The following is a 15,949-nucleotide window of genomic DNA, read 5'->3' as shown; positions in this document are numbered from 1 at the left end:
AATATTTGCTAAATGTGTATAAAAACGTTCATATAAGTTGCAATTTATCCTCAATATGGTATAATGTTGTCGATTTAGTGGACGTAGATTCTTAAGGAGGACTTAATCAAATGATTAGAAATTATGCTGATATCAAAGTGTTTACCTGCAACGCCCATCCAGCATTAGCTGAAGAAATTGCTAAGTGTCTTGGTGTAACATTAGGTAAATCTGAGGTTTTAAGATTTAGTGATGGAGAAGTTTCCGTAAAAATTGATGAGAAGGTACGTGGTACTGATGTATTTATTATTCAACCTACATCAACACCTGCCAATGAACATCTTATGGAATTACTTATTATGATTGATGCGATGAAACGTGCATCAGCAGGCCGTATTACAGCAGTTATTCCATATTATGGATATGCAAGACAAGATAGAAAAACTAGAGCGAGAGATCCAATTAGTTCAAAACTTGTTGCAGATATTCTTCAAACAGCAGGTGCTGATAGAGTTCTTACAATGGACCTTCACTGCTCACAAATTCAAGGATTCTTTAATATTCCTTTAGATCATTTAGTAGGTATGCCTTTACTTACAAAATACTATACAGATAAATTAGGCGACAATACAGAAGATGTAGTAGCTGTTTCACCAGACTTAGGAAGTGTAGGTCGTGTTAGAGGATTTGCTACAAAATTAGATATTCCTATCGCAATTATCGATAAAAGAAGACCAAAAGCTAATGTATCAGAAATTATGAATATCATTGGTGAAGTAAATGGTAAAAGAGTTATCTTAGTTGACGATATGATTGATACAGCAGGTACAATTTGTAATGCAGCAAATGCATTAAAAGAAAGAGGTGCAACAGCAGTTTATGCTTGTTGTACACATGGTGTATTATCAGGTCCAGCATTAGAAAGAATTGAAGCTTCATCTATTGAAGAACTTGTAGTATTAAATACTATTGTTCTTCCACAAGAAAAGAAAATCTCAAAAATTAAAGAGATTTCAGTAGCAGAAATCTTTGCAGATGCGATTAGACGTATACACGAAGACTTATCAGTTTCTAAATTATTTGATTAATAGAGCGTTAAAAGGGTTTAGATTTTTATCTAAACCCTTTTTGTTATATCTATAAAAATGTATAATATAAAGTACAACAATACAATGCTATACATAAGCAATAAAATTGGAGGAACAAAATGAAATTAATCGTAGGACTAGGAAATCCTGGCATGCAATATGAGACTACAAGACATAACATAGGATTTATAGCAATAGATAGATTAGCTGATAAATATAACATTAGTGTTAATAGAAGTAAATTTAAAGCACTTGTAGGAGAAGGTACGATAGGTGGAGAGAAAGTTATATTAATGAAGCCACAAACTTATATGAATTTGAGTGGAGAATCTATTTCAGCGTGTAAAAGTTGGTATAAACTAGAAAATGAAGATATAATTATAATGTATGATGATGTATCTTTAGGGGTAGGAGATATTCGTATCCGCAAAAATGGAAGTAGTGGTGGACATAATGGAATTAAGAGTATTATTGCCCATTTAAGTTCAGAAGTATTTCCAAGAGTGAAAATTGGAGTAGGTGAGAAGCCAAAAGGATGGGATTTAGCAGACTATGTATTAGGCAAGTTTACTCCAGATGATACAAAGGTATTAGATGAAAGACTAAAAGTAGTCTGTGATGCTGTAGAGACAATGGTTGTTAAAAATGTAGATACAGCTATGAATAACTATAACGGTAAAATGAGACGGTGATCATATGAATTATGGCAAACAAACACTTATTAAACCATTAGAAGAATTAGAAGGGTTTAATAAATTTGTATATGATTTTAATAGTACGCACACAGGGAAAATAGTGGGTACAGTAGATGGATGTAAAGGACACTTGATTTATGCATTAACAAGTGAAACAAATAGGATTCCAACAATTATCACTGCGGATGAAGTAAGCGCAAAAAAACTTTATGAAGATTTGCAATATCTATATGAAGGTCGTGAAGTATATCTCTATCCTGCTAGAGATATACTCTTTTATAATGCAGATGTACATAGTACAGATATTACTGCAGAGCGTATGAAAATCATAGAGAGTTTGCTACAAGGGGAAGAGGCTGTCATTATTATTCCGGCAGAAGCACTTCTTAATCCTTTATCACCTAAAGAGACTTGGCTCTCCTATCAAAGAGTACTCAAAGAGGGACAAGTTGTTGATTTAAAAGAACTTAATAAGTATTTGGTTGAGATAGGGTACGAACGTGTTGCAAAGGTGGAAGCAATAGGGCAGTTTGCCATAAGAGGGGGGATTATAGACTTTTTCCCACCTAATGTTATGATGCCTTACCGTATTGAACTTTGGGATGATGAAATAGACTCTATTCGTACGTTCAATGCTTCTACGCAGCGTTCTGTTGAGAAGGTAGAACAAATTATTGTTATTCCTAACCAAGAGATTATTTTCCCACTTAGTCTATTACAAAAGGCTGCACCAGATATTAAAGCAGACTTGAAAAAAGTAGTAGAGACATTAAGAGGAGAAGGTAAGAAAGAAAGTGCAAAAAGCATAGAAAGTCAAGTAAAGGCACATTTAGAGCAAATAGAAGAAGGTATAAGTATTGAAGGATTAGAAACGTATATTCCTTATACTAACCTACAAACGGTTAGCATATTGGACTATTTGCCTAAAAATACAGTTGTATATATAGATGAACCAGTTAAAGTTAGAGATAAGTGTGAACGTCTATATGAAGAATACGAGATGAGTATGCTAGATCGATTAAATTATGGCCATCTTTTGCCTAAACAACTTGATTTTATCTTTAAATATCAAGATGCAGCCTTTAGCTTAATTCAAAAGCCTTTTATCACATTAAATAATTTTATTACTAATGAAGAACATTTTGAAACGGATAATGAGCTTTCTATTGCTGTATATGAAAATACTACGTTTTATAATAGCCTAGAGTTATTAGAAAAAGATGTTAAGGATTGGAAGGCTGAAGGTAAGAAGGTTTTAATCTTAGCAGGCCTTAAAGCTAAAGCTATGCGCCTTATGGAAGAACTAGAGGAAAGAGGGATTTTAACAACTTACTCAGAAACCTTACAAGATCCTATTCAGCCAGGACAAGTAATTATATCAAAAGGTTCACTTAATAAGGGATTTATGTATGAAGGTGCGGGCTTCCACGTAGTCGCAGATAAAGATTTGTTTGGGAAGGAAAAGAAAAAGCCTAAAGCTTCTAAAAAGCATAAAGGAAGCAAGATAGATAGCTTTTTGGACCTAGTACCAGGAGATTATGTGGTGCATGAAAATCATGGTATAGGCGTTTTTAAAGGTGTTGAACAAATTGTTATAGAGGGTATAGCTCGTGATAATTTAAAAATAGAATATGCAAATGACTCAACTTTGTACGTAAACATCAATCAAATGGATATGGTCCAAAAATATGTAGGGGCAGAAGGAAAAGCACCTAAGTTGAGTAAGCTAGGTACAGCTGAGTGGAAAAAAGCAAAATCTAAAGTTAAAGGTGCAGTACAAGATATTGCAAAAGACTTAATAAAGCTTTATAGCAAAAGACAGCATGCTAGGGGATTTGTTTACGAGCCAGATTCTATTTGGCAAAATGAATTTGAAGAGATGTTTCCATATGAAGAAACAGGGGATCAAATTAATGCCATTGAAGAAGTAAAAGAGGATATGGAAAGTGATAAAATCATGGACCGACTTGTATGTGGAGATGTAGGATATGGCAAGACAGAGGTTGCTATAAGGGCTGCTTTTAAGGCTGTACAAAACAATAAACAAGTTGCCTACCTTGTACCAACTACTATTCTTGCACAACAGCACTTCCAGCGATTTGAAGAACGAATGGCTAATTATCCAGTGAATGTAGGCGTGCTCTCAAGATTCCGCACACCTAAGCAAATTAAAGCAACTTTAGAAGGTATACGTAAAGGAACTATAGATATCGTTATAGGAACCCATAGGCTATTATCTAAAGATGTACAATTTAGAGATTTAGGGTTATTAATTATAGATGAAGAGCAACGATTTGGTGTAACACATAAAGAGAAGTTAAAACAGATGAGAACAGAAATAGATGTTTTAACTTTAACCGCTACCCCTATCCCAAGAACGCTTCATATGAGCCTAATAGGTGTAAGAGATATGAGTGTTCTAGAAGAGGCGCCGTTGGAAAGACGACCTGTTCAAACCTATGTATTAGAGTATAGTGAAGACTTTATAAAAGATGCCATACACAGGGAATTAGCTCGTGATGGTCAAGTTTATTTCTTATATAATCAAGTAAGAGACATAGAAGAAAAGGCTGTACAAGTACAAAAGATGATACCAGAAGCAAAAGTAGGCTTTGCTCATGGGCAGATGAGTGAGCGTGAACTTGAAAGTATTATGCTTGCATTTATTGAGAAAGAAATAAATGTATTAGTATGTACAACCATTGTTGAAACAGGTCTTGATATTGCTAATGCAAATACGATTATCATTAATAACGCAGACCATATGGGTCTTAGTCAGCTTTATCAATTAAGAGGGCGTGTAGGAAGGTCTAATAAACCAGCCTATGCCTACTTGATGTATCAAAAAGATAAGGTGCTTAAAGAAATTGCAGAAAAGAGACTACAGGCAATTAAGCAGTTTACCCAATTAGGAGCTGGATTTAAGATTGCTATGCGAGATTTAGAAATACGAGGAGCGGGGAACCTTTTAGGTGGACAACAACATGGACACATGGAAACTATAGGATATGACTTGTATTGTAAGATGCTTCAACAAGCAGTGGCATTAGAACAAGGAGAACCGCTTAAAGAAAACTTTGAAACAACAATAGAGATGAAGATAAATGCTTATATACCAAGCGAGTTTATTACAGATGAAGTTCAAAAACTAGATATTTATAAGAAGATTGCCTCTATACAGGGTGAAAAGGACTATTATGAAATGCAAGAGGAGATAGAGGATAGATATGGAACTATGCCACTATGTGTCCAAAATCTGATTGATATAGCACTTATTAAATGGGAAGCTAATCAATTAGATATTACTCTTGTTTCTGAGAGTCCAGAAAGTATTTTATTTAAATTTAAAGAAGATGCAGCTTTAAATCCAGCGGTATTACCTGAGATCGTAGCAGAATACCCTCGGAAGGTAAATATTCTAACAGGTAAAGAACTTAGCCTTAAATTTAATTGTGGGGATGTAATCAAAAAAGATAGAATCACTTATATTAAGAATGTGTTACATTCCTTGAAAAAATTGAAGCAGTCATAATTTTATTTTATAATGAGGAAGAAGATAATGGATGAATAATAAAGTAAAATTGACAGGCTAAGGAGAGATGGCAGTGAAAAAACTAAAAAGAATAATGGCACTAATGCTTGCAAGTACTCTGCTAATGACTGGCATAACAGGATGTGCATTTGGAAAGAATTCTACAAGTAATGCGATAGTTGCGATAATAGAGGGTGAAAAGATTCCTGAATCTTTATATAGAATATATTTATGGTATACTCAGCAATATTTTGAGCAAATCTCAGGTCCAACTATATGGAATATGCAAATAGAAGGACAAAATACGAGTGATTTAGCCAAACAGCGTGCTTTAGAGTCTACTATTTTATCAGTAGTAGCAGCTAAAAAAGCAGAAGAATTAGGAGTCCAAGTAACTAAGGACCAAGAAAAAGCGGCTAAAGAAAATGCGGAGAAATTTGTGAAAAATAATTCTGAGATTATTGAAACCTACCATTTTGGTGAAAAAGACATTGAGAAATTCTTATTGGCTACAGATTTAGTGAGTCTAGTTGAAGAAAAACTAGGACAAAATTATATGCCTCAAGAAGCTGAAATTACTAAATTTATTGAAGACAACAAAGGGATTTATGAGCAAGTTACGGCAACACATGTTCTCTTAAAAACAACAGATGATGCATCCAATGAACTTCCAGAAAATGAAAAAGCTAAAAAATTAGCACAAGCAGAAGAAGTACTTCAAAAAGCATTAAATGGAGAAGATCTCTCTAAACTTGCAACTACGTATTCTGATGATGCTGGTTCTCTTAATCAAGTAGATGGAACACCAGATGGTCAGTATACTTTTAGAAGAGGGAAAATGGTTAAAGAGTTTGAAGAAGCAGCATTTGCAGGAAAAGATGGTCAAGTATGGCCAGAACTTGTAAAAACTGCTTATGGCTATCATATTATTAAAACAGATGCACATATTCCAGCAGATGAAGAAGTAATGCGTAATGAATTTATTAGTGCTTCAAAACGTGAATTTACCAATAATGAATTTAATACAATGATTAGTAATGCACAAGTTGAAAAAACCGAGCTTTATGAGGAAATCAATATTATAAATGCTACTGAAGAAACTATAGAAACTGATAGTGCTAGCAAAGAATAAAACCGCCTTTTATAGGTGGTTTTTTTATATGTAAATGTGAAAGTCTTACTAAAAATGTATATTCTAGAAAAAATAGTAGCATAATATACCTAAAGATAAAAGAACATTTATTCCAAATCAGACAATTAAGGAGGTTGTTTACTTGAAAGCAACAGGCATCGTTAGAAGGATAGATGATTTAGGACGTGTAGTTATCCCGAAAGAAATTCGCCGTACTCTACGTATTAGAGAAGGGGATCCACTTGAAATATTTACGGATCATGATGGACAAGTGATCCTTAAAAAATATTCGCCAGTAGGAGAATTAAGTGCGTTTGCAAAAGAATACGCAGAAGCTCTTGCTCAAGCTACAGGTCATATTACATGCATTTCTGATAAAGATCAGATTATTGCTATTTCAGGAGGCTCAAAGAAAGAATTTTTGGATAAAAGCATTAGTAGTAACTTAGAACGCGCTATAGAAGCACGTAGTCTTTTACATGCAGATAAAGAGGATTCTAAGTTTGTACCTATATTATCAGAAGGTAGTACAGAAGGTTATCACTCTGAGATTATTTCTCCTATTATTTGTGAAGGAGATGCTATCGGAGCTGTAATTTTCTTATCAACAATTAAAGGAACCCATATGGGCGAAGTAGAAGAAAAGCTTGCACAATCTGCATCTGGTTTTTTAGGACGCCAAATGGAACAATAATAAGATGCCAGTAACTATTTTAATCTAGTTGCTGGCATCTTATGTGTTACAATATAAACAGATTTCTTAGTTAGAATGGAGATTTAATACCATTTAGACTATGGTTATCGGGTAAATAGCAAAGGGGTGATGAGTATGGAAAAGAAAAAATATACATACCAAGATTTGAAGGATATTATTGAATTACTGAGAAGTGAAAATGGATGTGCCTGGGATAGAGAACAAACTCATGAATCCTTAGTACCTTCTCTGATTGAAGAAACATATGAACTAGTAGAAGCGATACAAAACAAAGACACAGCTAATTTAAAAGAAGAATTAGGCGATGTACTAATGCAAGTAATGATGCAATCACAAATTGCTAATGAAGCCAGTGAATTTACTATGGAAGATGTAATAGATGGTATTGCGTCGAAACTAGTATATAGACATCCTCATGTGTTTAAACAGGGAGAAGAAACTAATAATACCAAAGAAATCTTAGAAAATTGGGAGAAACTAAAAAAGAAAGAGAAAAAACAAGAAACTCAGACGGAGTCCATGGATCAAGTAGCACGTGCCTTACCTGCCCTTATGCGTGCCTATAAAGTGCAAAAAAAAGCGGCAGAAGTCGGATTTACATGGGATAGCTATGAACCTATACTGGATAAGGTTTTTGAGGAAATTGAAGAGTTGAAAATAGAGATAAAACAGGGGAGATTAGACAAAATGAATGAAGAATTAGGTGATGTTTTGTTTTCTATGGTTAATTTATCTTATTTTTTAGAAATAAATCCTGAATTTGCCTTGACAAACAGTACGGAAAAGTTTATAAATAGATTTAGATATATTGAAAATTCGGCGTTTGCTAAGGGAAAACAACTATCGCAAATGACATTGGAAGAGATGGATCAGCTATGGAATGAATGTAAAAAAGTTGAATCAAACATCTAATTTTCAATACATAATATCCATGTAAATGCATGAATAGAGGAGGATTTTTATTATGAACAAATCTGAATTAGTAGCAGCTATGGCTGCAAAAGCAGAAATTAGCAAAAAAGACGCTGAAAAAGCATTAAAAGCTTTCGAAGATGCAGTTATGGAAGAACTTACAAATGATGGTAAAGTTCAATTAGTAGGATTCGGTACATTCGAAGTTACAGAAAGAAAACCACGCGTTGGTAGAAATCCTAAAACAAACGAAGAAATCCAAATTCCTGGTGGAAAAGCTCCTAAATTTAAAGCTGGTAAAGCTTTAAAAGATGCTGTAAACCAATAATAAATGAGAGATAGGAGAATCTACACATTTGTGTAGGTTCTTTTTATCATTATGGAGGAAATGGTCAATGAGAATTGATAAATACTTAAAGCTTACGCGTATTATTAAAAGACGTACTATTGCACAAGAAGCATGTGACCAAGGTCGTGTGAGTATTAATGATAAAGTAGCCAAAGCATCAACCAATGTAAATATGGGTGATATTATTCAAATTCAATTTGGTGAAAAACTATTAAAATATGAAGTTTTAGATATTAAAGAACATGTAAAAAAAGAAGATACAGAATCCTTATATCGTATGTTGTAATAAAACTGAGTCCACCTCAATATAAATAAGTAGTAAGAACTTATTATAAAGGGGTGGATTTTATTATGGAGGAAAAGATCGCTAAAAAACATACTTTAACTCTGTTAGACCGAACTAGGCTTAATATGACAGGTGTAACCGATGTATTTGCGTTTGATGAGAAAGTGATAGAGCTTGAAACGTCTCAGGGATACTTAGATATAGAGGGTGATGACTTACACATTGTCAAAATGAATTTAGACAGTGGGGAATTAATCGTAGAAGGGCATGTATCAGGATTAATCTATCAAGAACAAAATAACTCTAGCAAAAAAGGTTCATTGCTAGGCAGATTATTTAAGTAGTAGGTAGATGATATGAATCAAGTAGTAAATACTCAGAGCGGATTATTCCTAACCTGTATCCTAATAGGAGTAATTATGGGCATGCTCTATGACCTTATAAGGATTTTTAGAAAGATTATTCCTCATCCTAACTGGAGTGTACAAGTTGAAGATACAATTTATTGGATATGTTGTGCACTCATAGGTTTTTCTATTTTATACATGCATAATTATGGACAAATTAGATTTTTTGTATTTATAGGTATTATATTAGGAGCTATATTTTATTTTTGCACGTTTAGCATTGTATTTATGAAGTTTGCCACCTGGCTTATAGAAGTCGTCAAACATATTCTAAGAACTTTAATACATATTATAAGTATTCCTATTAAGTGGATGATCAATGTTGTTAAAATACCACTTAGAATGCTTAAACGATTTGGTATTCAATTAGATAATAAACGTAAGTGGAAAATGAAGAAATTGCAGAGAAGATTATACTTTAAAAATGCAGATATTAAGAGTGGAGTAAAATATAAGCGCACAAAGTGATTTACAACACCTGTTAAAAATATTAAGATAGAAATAGAACAATTAATAGGTGGGATACACATGATAAATAAGAAAATAATATGGCGTATAACCTTTATAACAAGCATGGGCATATTACTTTATTTAGGAGCAAGAACAATTGAGTTAAATAAAGTTATCAATAAGCTAGATAATCAGCTTGTTGAAGCTACAAAGAAGCTAGAAGAAGAACAGAATGAACTAGAGGAGCTTAATAAAGAAAAAGACAATATGGAGACTCTAGAGTACATAGAACGTGTAGCCAGAGACAAGCTAGGGATGGTTAAGAAAGATGATATTGTATTTAAAGAAAAATAAGGGCTGTTGCAACTAGAGGGTAGTGTGCAAACAGTCCTCTTTGTTTGCCAAAAGAATTGGATAAGGACTAGACAATAGCAGTTGTTTATAGGTAGAATCAAGCATAAGGGTATAATGGTAATATCTACAATATGAGTATAAAGTTAAATAAAAAGAAAAGAGATGATGAGAGTGAGTAAGGTAGGACTTGTATTAGAAGGCGGAGGAATGCGAGGCCTGTATACAGCAGGAGTTCTAGATTATTTTTTAGATGAAGAGATATATTTTCATAATGTAATAGGTGTTTCAGCAGGAGCATGTAATGCAGTATCATATATTGCAAAACAAAGAGGAAGAAATCTCAAGGTTAATACAGAGTACATTGGAGATAAAAGATATCTAAGTATGCAAAATCTAATAAAACAAGGAAGCTTGTTTGGGATGGATTTTATATTTAAAATGATCCCGGATGAGTTAGTGCCCTTTGATTATGATGCTTATTTTAATTCACCAATGCATCTTACTATTGTAGCAACTAATTGTGAAACGGGAGAACCAGAGTATTTAGACGGAAGAAATACACAATTAGTAAATGAGTATTTGAGAGCTTCAAGCTCTATTCCTATGTTTGCACCTATAGTAGAGCTTGAGGGGAAGAAGTTGTTAGATGGTGGAACTGCAGATTCAATTCCAATTCAATATTCAATTAAACAAGGACATGACAAGAATATAGTAGTAGTAACAAGAAATGCAGACTATATAAAAAAACCAGAACCATTTAAACACATTTATACACATAAATATAAACAGTATCCAAAGCTTATTCATACGATTGGTAATAGACATGAAAACTATAATAATACATTGAAATCTTTGCAAGAATTAGAAGCAGAAGGTAAGATTATTGTTATAAGACCTACTAAGCTTATTAAGATTGATAGATTTGAAAAAGATAAAAATAAGTTAGAAGAATTATACTATGAGGGATATGAAGATGCAAAAACACTTGGGAATAAAATTAAGCTATATTGTAGTAATTGCGATAATGTAGATATGAGATAGGTGTTTATACTTTACTCATAATCCTGTAGTATAGTACATTGAAGTAGGTATTCAATGAAATGAACTATACTTAAAAGGAGTGAACAAATTGAAAAAGAATACAACAGATTTGGGTAAGGATAGTATTGGAGGGTTGCTTTTTAAGTTAGCGCTACCAGCTATTATCGCACAAATGGTAAATGTACTTTATAACATTGTAGATAGAATGTACATTGGTAGGCTTCCAGATAGTAATGCAATGGCAGGGGTAGGGATTGCGTTTCCTGTTATTATAATAGTATCTGCTTTTAGTGCATTAGTAGGAATGGGGGGCGCTCCTTTAGCAGCTATTAAGCTAGGAGAGAAAGATAAAGATGGTGCAGAGCAAATTATGACCACTAGCTTTTCTTTACTTTTAATAGTCGGAGTTGCTTTAATGGGATTACTTTTGATTTTCAAAGATCCAATTCTATGGGCATTTGGAGCTAGTGATGCAACTATTGAATATGCATCTGACTATTTAACGATTTATTTAATTGGTACGCTTGCAGTACAGTTAGCACTAGGGATGAATTCATTCATCAATACGCAAGGTTTTGCTAAAATAGGTATGTGCACAGTTATGGTAGGTGCAATTATTAATATTGTTTTAGACCCAATTTTTATTTTTGGATTTGGTATGGGCGTAAAAGGTGCTGCATTAGCAACTATACTTGCTCAAATGGCTTCGGCTGTATGGGTAATCTATTTCTTCTTTGGAAAAGAAAAGCATTTTAAAAATGGTATTTTAGATGAACTACTTGGACAAAAAAGTACAATTAAAATAAGAAAAGAATATTTAAAACCTAATATGTCAGTAGGATTTAAAATTATGGCATTAGGTATTTCACCATTTATTATGCAATCAACAGAAAGTTTAGTGCTTATTAGTTTAAATAATCAATTACTTACATATGGTAATTTACTAGGTGAGGGAATTGGAAACTTAGCTATTGGATCAATGACAATTATGAGCAGTATTATGCAAATAGTAAGTTTACCAATGCTAGGATTAACACAAGGGGCACAGCCTATTATCAGTTATAACTATGGTGCTAGACAAATGGATAGGGTTAAAAAGACATTTAAATTATTACTTACATGTTGTTTAACTTATACAGGTATAATGTGGCTAGTTGTTATGTTTGCACCACAAATACTTGTAAGCTTATTTAATAATGATCCAAATGTAATGGAAATGACAACATGGAGTATGAAAATATTCTTTGCAGGACTCTTTATGATGGGTGCACAAACAGCGTGTCAACAAACTTTCTTAGCATTAGGGCAAGCTAAAATTTCATTATTCTTAGCTTTATTAAGAAAAATTATTTTACTTATTCCTCTTGTATTTATTTTACCATTATTTATGACAGATCAATTAGCAGGTGTATTAATGGCAGAGCCAGTAGCAGATATCTTAGCTGCACTTACAACATTAACTTGCTTTATTATCTTCTATAAGAAAACTTTTGCAGAAGATAAATAGAAAATAAATAAAATGAAAAGAGATTTAGTCGTATTATAAAAAGACTAAATCTCTTTTTAATAAAGGAAAGAAAAAAACTAGAAAAAAACCAAAAAAAAATTAAAAAACTACTTGCATTATGACAAGTAATAAGATATACTACAGAAGTGCTTGAGGCAAGGCTTCAAGAAAATGAATATGGCGGAATAGCTCAGTTGGCTAGAGCACATGGTTCATACCCATGGTGTCGGCGGTTCAAATCCGTCTTCCGCTACTTTGGTCGCTTAGCTCAGCTGGGAGAGCACCTGCCTTACAAGCAGGGGGTCATAGGTTCGAGCCCTATAGCGACCATTTTAATTTTGAAAAAAGCTCTGATATGTTTAGGCATATCAGAGCTTTTTTGTTATGGTGTTGTAAAGTATACGGAAGATGTAGCATCATCGTATTTAACATTAAAGCCTAGTGATTCTGCTGTAAAGCGAATAGGTAAATAAGTTTTACCTTCATAAAGCATAGTACGTACATCTAGACTAGTTTGATCTACATTTACAGTAGAGGCTTTTGATGGACTATTTTTGAGATAACTTATGGCTTTACGATATCCTTGGGGCATCTCTAGACGTTTTGAAGCAGTTTCTACAATAGCTACTTTGTTAGAGCCATTCCAACCGATTTCAGCTCCTAGGATTTCTCCAACTTCACGAAGTGGAAGATACACGCGACCTTTGTAAGTGAATGAACGATTAGATAAAGTAATAGGCTTTTTGTCAAAATAAACTTTAATGGTTGAAAAACTTGCGTCTTTGCCTACATCTACAGATACTGCTTGTTGCTCTTTGAGTAATTTAAGAGTAGTAGTATTAAGTGTAGTATCTACTTTATCACTAGGAAGACCAAATGTTATGTTTGAAGTGCAAAGTAGACAAATTAATAGTATAAAGCTGTATTTTTTCATAATCTCCCCCTAAAATAATAATATTCACTTATAAGCTTAACATTAATTAGAAAAAAAAAATATTCTAAACTAAATAATCGCTTAATAGAACAGAAATAGGGAAGACATTATCGGTTATCCAAGAATTAAACTCACTAGCATGAGCTTCTTTTTCTAAAAAAAGTTTATAAAGGACAATAGGGATGTGTTCGGTGCGAATATCTCCAAAAGGAGTACCAAGGTGAGTATTAGTTTTTTCGAGAGATCCATTTAGATATAATGTAAATACATCACATAGATGGCCATTGATCCTTTTTTGATGACCAACTAAACCTATTGGTACAGCATAATTTGGTGTACAAGAATTAGAGATATAAATAGATGATAGAAAGTCTTTTTTATAATTGTGTGAATCAAAATAGTCGGTAATACTTTTAAGTAGAACTTCAGGAGTGTGTGTAAATAGATTCATAATATTTGCCTCACCATTTTATATTTTTTTGTAGTCTTTCCATATGATGAAGAAGCTATACAAATGGTAAGAGTTATAAAATAAGAGAAACTAAAAATAGGAGGGCTGTCATAGACAGACCCTCCTATTTTTAAATTATTTCATTTCTACTGTGTATTTAGCTTTAAGTTCAGCTTGTTTTGCAGAATAAACGTCATTGTGTTTAACTGACATTACAAATTGTTGAACTTGATCTTTAACTTTTTCAAATTCTGCTTCTTCACCATTGTTAATAGAAACAAGTTTAATTAAGTGGTAACCAAATTGTGTTTGAACTGGTTCACTTACTTCATCAGCTTTCATAGTAAAAACAGCATTTTCGAATTCAGGAACCATTTGGCCTCTACCGAATTCACCTAAATCTCCACCACGTTCGCTAGATGGGCAGCTTGAGTATTTTTGTGCAGCATCTTCAAATGCAAGACCAGCATTGATTTCAGCTAAAATTTCTTCTGCTTTTTCTTTAGAATCTACTAAAATGTGTTTTGCACGAGCAGTAGCAGCAGAACGGAAAGTATCTTTGTTGTTATTGAAGTATTCTAATGCTTCTTCGTCTGAAACAGTTACAGTACCTAATAATTTGCTAAGTGCATATTGTTTTAAAAGGTTGCTGTACATACTTTCAGCAGCTGTTATAAATTCTTGATCTTTATCTAATCCATTTTCAATAGCATCAGAATAGAAAAGCTCTTGAGTAATAAGTTCTTCGATAAGTTTTTGACGACCATCCTCAGATGCAAATCTTGCAGCATTTTGTCCTAAGCTGTGAACTAAGCTAACAAGATGACTTTCAGTAATTTCACGGCCATCAACGATAGCAATAACTTTATTTTCCATAATAATCTCCTTTTAATAAGTAGTTATAGTGCTATTGCTATTGTACCATAAAACAAAGCCGGTCATAAAGTATATTTATTTTGTATAAGATATTAGAAGGGGGTGGGTAAATGAAGGAGGAAGTAGATCAAATAAAAAATACAATTGCAAGGTATATAGAAACGTATTATAGAATGTTAGGAAATCAAGATTATAATCCTTATCTTTTGAAAGATTATTTTGCCTATAGCTTAAAAGGAAATCATAGTTTTGTCCAAGAAGAAATAGCACTTAAAAATCGAATTAACCATAATAGTCAGTTAGCAAATTATTTATTATTTGAGCAGCCTGAGATTGATATAAAATGGAGATTAATCAATAAATCAGGTAGGCAATGTCAGGTACACATGGGATTGGATATAAAAATGCAGTATAGAGGAGTAGAGGACTATACAACTATCAAGAATCTAGAACACTTTTTTACATTAACACAAGAAGGAACAATATGGCGTATAGAAGAGGATCGATATGAAAATGAATTTAAGTGTATAGAGATAGAGGATGGGAAGAAAGAGAAAAAAAAGAAAAATAGAAAGAAAAATAGAAAGAATAAAGAATGGCTTTTAATGGAACGTGAGGAAAAATCACAACCAAAAGGGATTTATATGAGAGAAAAAGCTGTTGCCTATGCCAAGAAGTATGCTCTTACTCCTAATACAAAAGAGTGGAAAAACTATGAAGAATGGGGAGGAGATTGTACTAATTTTGTATCACAATGTCTATTTGAGGGGAATATACCATTCGACCACCAAGGAAGATATATAAATGATAAATGGTACTGGTACTCGGATCATTATCGTACACCCAGTTTTACAAGTGCCACAGCTTTTAAGGATTATATGCTTAGAAATAAGGGGTTTGGATTAGTGGCAAGGTTGGGGAGTTTGCAAACGATGCAGCTAGGAGATATTGTACAATTAGGCGATTTGCAGGTGACAACGCATAGCATGATTGTAGTGGATATAGTAAAAGATGAAAATGATATAAATGTGACAAAAGATTTACTCATAGCCCAACATTCGGGAGTGGGGGGGATAAGAGGTTACAATATTCCACTTAGTAGTAAGCCTAATGCGCGAGTTTACTATAATATTTTAGGGTATAATCCTTAAATGTGCTAAAAGGTTAGCTGAATTTGTCTAAAAGTTTTTTGAAAAAAATTCCAGTTATTTACAAATATTTCAACTTATCTCTTCTATAAT

Annotated in this window: 17 protein-coding genes and 2 tRNA genes; 16 read left to right on the top strand and 3 right to left on the bottom strand. The window is 33.1% G+C overall.

The features are described from left to right. Positions 1–110 precede the first annotated feature (110 nt). From BN2390_RS02445 to BN2390_RS02375, 15 genes are all read left to right on the top strand, one after another. Positions 111–1,067 (top strand): ribose-phosphate diphosphokinase, encoded by a 957-nt coding sequence (locus tag BN2390_RS02445; protein ID WP_053982762.1) that lies wholly within the window; start codon positions 111–113, stop codon positions 1,065–1,067. A 119-nt stretch (positions 1,068–1,186) separates the two neighbouring features. Beyond that, the gene (gene pth / locus BN2390_RS02440) at positions 1,187–1,759 is read left to right on the top strand and encodes an aminoacyl-tRNA hydrolase (protein WP_053982761.1); all 573 of its coding nucleotides are present in this window, start codon (positions 1,187–1,189) and stop codon (positions 1,757–1,759) included. Between the two features lie 4 nt (positions 1,760–1,763). Further along, a complete protein-coding gene (mfd, locus tag BN2390_RS02435) occupies positions 1,764–5,294 on the top strand; it encodes a transcription-repair coupling factor (RefSeq protein ID WP_053982760.1) in 3,531 nt (1,176 codons plus the stop codon). A 73-nt stretch (positions 5,295–5,367) separates the two neighbouring features. Further along, positions 5,368–6,426 (top strand): peptidylprolyl isomerase, encoded by a 1,059-nt coding sequence (locus BN2390_RS02430; protein WP_053982759.1) that lies wholly within the window; start codon positions 5,368–5,370, stop codon positions 6,424–6,426. A 142-nt stretch (positions 6,427–6,568) separates the two neighbouring features. Beyond that, the gene (spoVT, locus tag BN2390_RS02425; protein ID WP_053982758.1) at positions 6,569–7,120 is read left to right on the top strand and encodes a stage V sporulation protein T; all 552 of its coding nucleotides are present in this window, start codon (positions 6,569–6,571) and stop codon (positions 7,118–7,120) included. 135 nt (positions 7,121–7,255) lie between these two features. Further along, positions 7,256–8,053, top strand: a complete 798-nt coding sequence (gene mazG / locus BN2390_RS02420) for a nucleoside triphosphate pyrophosphohydrolase (RefSeq protein ID WP_053982757.1) — start codon at positions 7,256–7,258, stop codon at positions 8,051–8,053. A gap of 52 nt (positions 8,054–8,105) precedes the next feature. Beyond that, positions 8,106–8,381 (top strand): HU family DNA-binding protein, encoded by a 276-nt coding sequence (locus tag BN2390_RS02415; protein WP_053982756.1) that lies wholly within the window; start codon positions 8,106–8,108, stop codon positions 8,379–8,381. Between the two features lie 67 nt (positions 8,382–8,448). Further along, positions 8,449–8,688, top strand: a complete 240-nt coding sequence (locus BN2390_RS02410; protein WP_053982755.1) for an RNA-binding S4 domain-containing protein — start codon at positions 8,449–8,451, stop codon at positions 8,686–8,688. A gap of 65 nt (positions 8,689–8,753) precedes the next feature. Beyond that, positions 8,754–9,032: a sporulation protein YabP gene (gene yabP / locus BN2390_RS02405; RefSeq protein WP_053982754.1), complete on the top strand. Its 279-nt coding sequence runs from the start codon at positions 8,754–8,756 to the stop codon at positions 9,030–9,032. A 12-nt stretch (positions 9,033–9,044) separates the two neighbouring features. Next, positions 9,045–9,563, top strand: coding sequence for a spore cortex biosynthesis protein YabQ (yabQ, locus tag BN2390_RS02400; RefSeq protein ID WP_082238543.1), 519 nt, complete (start codon positions 9,045–9,047; stop codon positions 9,561–9,563). Between the two features lie 60 nt (positions 9,564–9,623). Continuing rightward, positions 9,624–9,899, top strand: a complete 276-nt coding sequence (locus BN2390_RS02395) for a septum formation initiator family protein (RefSeq protein ID WP_053982752.1) — start codon at positions 9,624–9,626, stop codon at positions 9,897–9,899. Positions 9,900–10,061: 162 nt separating this feature from the next. Further along, positions 10,062–10,940 carry a patatin-like phospholipase family protein gene (locus BN2390_RS02390; protein ID WP_330373663.1) on the top strand — a complete coding sequence of 293 codons (879 nt, stop codon included), beginning with the start codon at positions 10,062–10,064 and terminating at the stop codon, positions 10,938–10,940. A gap of 88 nt (positions 10,941–11,028) precedes the next feature. After that, positions 11,029–12,447 carry an MATE family efflux transporter gene (locus BN2390_RS02385; protein WP_082238541.1) on the top strand — a complete coding sequence of 473 codons (1,419 nt, stop codon included), beginning with the start codon at positions 11,029–11,031 and terminating at the stop codon, positions 12,445–12,447. A gap of 179 nt (positions 12,448–12,626) precedes the next feature. Continuing rightward, a tRNA-Met gene (locus tag BN2390_RS02380) sits at positions 12,627–12,700 on the top strand. Between the two features lie 4 nt (positions 12,701–12,704). After that, a tRNA-Val gene (locus BN2390_RS02375) sits at positions 12,705–12,777 on the top strand. Between the two features lie 52 nt (positions 12,778–12,829). Here the strand turns inward: BN2390_RS02375 and BN2390_RS02370 are convergent. The 3 genes from BN2390_RS02370 to BN2390_RS02360 all read right to left on the bottom strand — a co-directional run bounded on the left by BN2390_RS02370 (position 12,830) and on the right by BN2390_RS02360 (position 14,708). Then, the gene (locus tag BN2390_RS02370; RefSeq protein ID WP_053982749.1) at positions 12,830–13,381 is read right to left on the bottom strand and encodes a copper amine oxidase N-terminal domain-containing protein; all 552 of its coding nucleotides are present in this window, start codon (positions 13,379–13,381) and stop codon (positions 12,830–12,832) included. 64 nt (positions 13,382–13,445) lie between these two features. After that, positions 13,446–13,832 carry a hypothetical protein gene (locus BN2390_RS02365; RefSeq protein WP_053982748.1) on the bottom strand — a complete coding sequence of 129 codons (387 nt, stop codon included), beginning with the start codon at positions 13,830–13,832 and terminating at the stop codon, positions 13,446–13,448. A gap of 135 nt (positions 13,833–13,967) precedes the next feature. Then, positions 13,968–14,708 (bottom strand): peptidylprolyl isomerase, encoded by a 741-nt coding sequence (locus BN2390_RS02360; RefSeq protein WP_053982747.1) that lies wholly within the window; start codon positions 14,706–14,708, stop codon positions 13,968–13,970. A 110-nt stretch (positions 14,709–14,818) separates the two neighbouring features. Between BN2390_RS02360 and BN2390_RS02355 the strand changes: the two genes are divergently transcribed. Next, the gene (locus BN2390_RS02355) at positions 14,819–15,859 is read left to right on the top strand and encodes an amidase domain-containing protein (RefSeq protein ID WP_053982746.1); all 1,041 of its coding nucleotides are present in this window, start codon (positions 14,819–14,821) and stop codon (positions 15,857–15,859) included. The last annotated feature ends 90 nt before the right edge of the window (positions 15,860–15,949 follow it).

It is taken from the genome of Niameybacter massiliensis (assembly GCF_001282685.1).
Taxonomy (GTDB): domain Bacteria; phylum Bacillota; class Clostridia; order Lachnospirales; family Cellulosilyticaceae; genus Holtiella; species Holtiella tumoricola.
Note: the sequence above shows the minus strand (reverse complement) of the source record. Positions and strands in the feature narration are given on the sequence as shown.

Coding starts and splice junctions, on each gene's coding strand:
- BN2390_RS02445 (WP_053982762.1), top strand. CDS start 111: ATGATTAGAAATTATGCTGATATCAAAGTGTTTACCTGCAACGCCCAT.
- pth (WP_053982761.1), top strand. CDS start 1,187: ATGAAATTAATCGTAGGACTAGGAAATCCTGGCATGCAATATGAGACT.
- mfd (WP_053982760.1), top strand. CDS start 1,764: ATGAATTATGGCAAACAAACACTTATTAAACCATTAGAAGAATTAGAA.
- mazG (WP_053982757.1), top strand. CDS start 7,256: ATGGAAAAGAAAAAATATACATACCAAGATTTGAAGGATATTATTGAA.
- BN2390_RS02415 (WP_053982756.1), top strand. CDS start 8,106: ATGAACAAATCTGAATTAGTAGCAGCTATGGCTGCAAAAGCAGAAATT.
- BN2390_RS02410 (WP_053982755.1), top strand. CDS start 8,449: ATGAGAATTGATAAATACTTAAAGCTTACGCGTATTATTAAAAGACGT.
- yabP (WP_053982754.1), top strand. CDS start 8,754: ATGGAGGAAAAGATCGCTAAAAAACATACTTTAACTCTGTTAGACCGA.
- yabQ (WP_082238543.1), top strand. CDS start 9,045: ATGAATCAAGTAGTAAATACTCAGAGCGGATTATTCCTAACCTGTATC.
- BN2390_RS02395 (WP_053982752.1), top strand. CDS start 9,624: ATGATAAATAAGAAAATAATATGGCGTATAACCTTTATAACAAGCATG.
- BN2390_RS02390 (WP_330373663.1), top strand. CDS start 10,062: ATGATGAGAGTGAGTAAGGTAGGACTTGTATTAGAAGGCGGAGGAATG.
- BN2390_RS02370 (WP_053982749.1), bottom strand. CDS start 13,381: ATGAAAAAATACAGCTTTATACTATTAATTTGTCTACTTTGCACTTCA.
- BN2390_RS02365 (WP_053982748.1), bottom strand. CDS start 13,832: ATGAATCTATTTACACACACTCCTGAAGTTCTACTTAAAAGTATTACC.
- BN2390_RS02360 (WP_053982747.1), bottom strand. CDS start 14,708: ATGGAAAATAAAGTTATTGCTATCGTTGATGGCCGTGAAATTACTGAA.
- BN2390_RS02355 (WP_053982746.1), top strand. CDS start 14,819: ATGAAGGAGGAAGTAGATCAAATAAAAAATACAATTGCAAGGTATATA.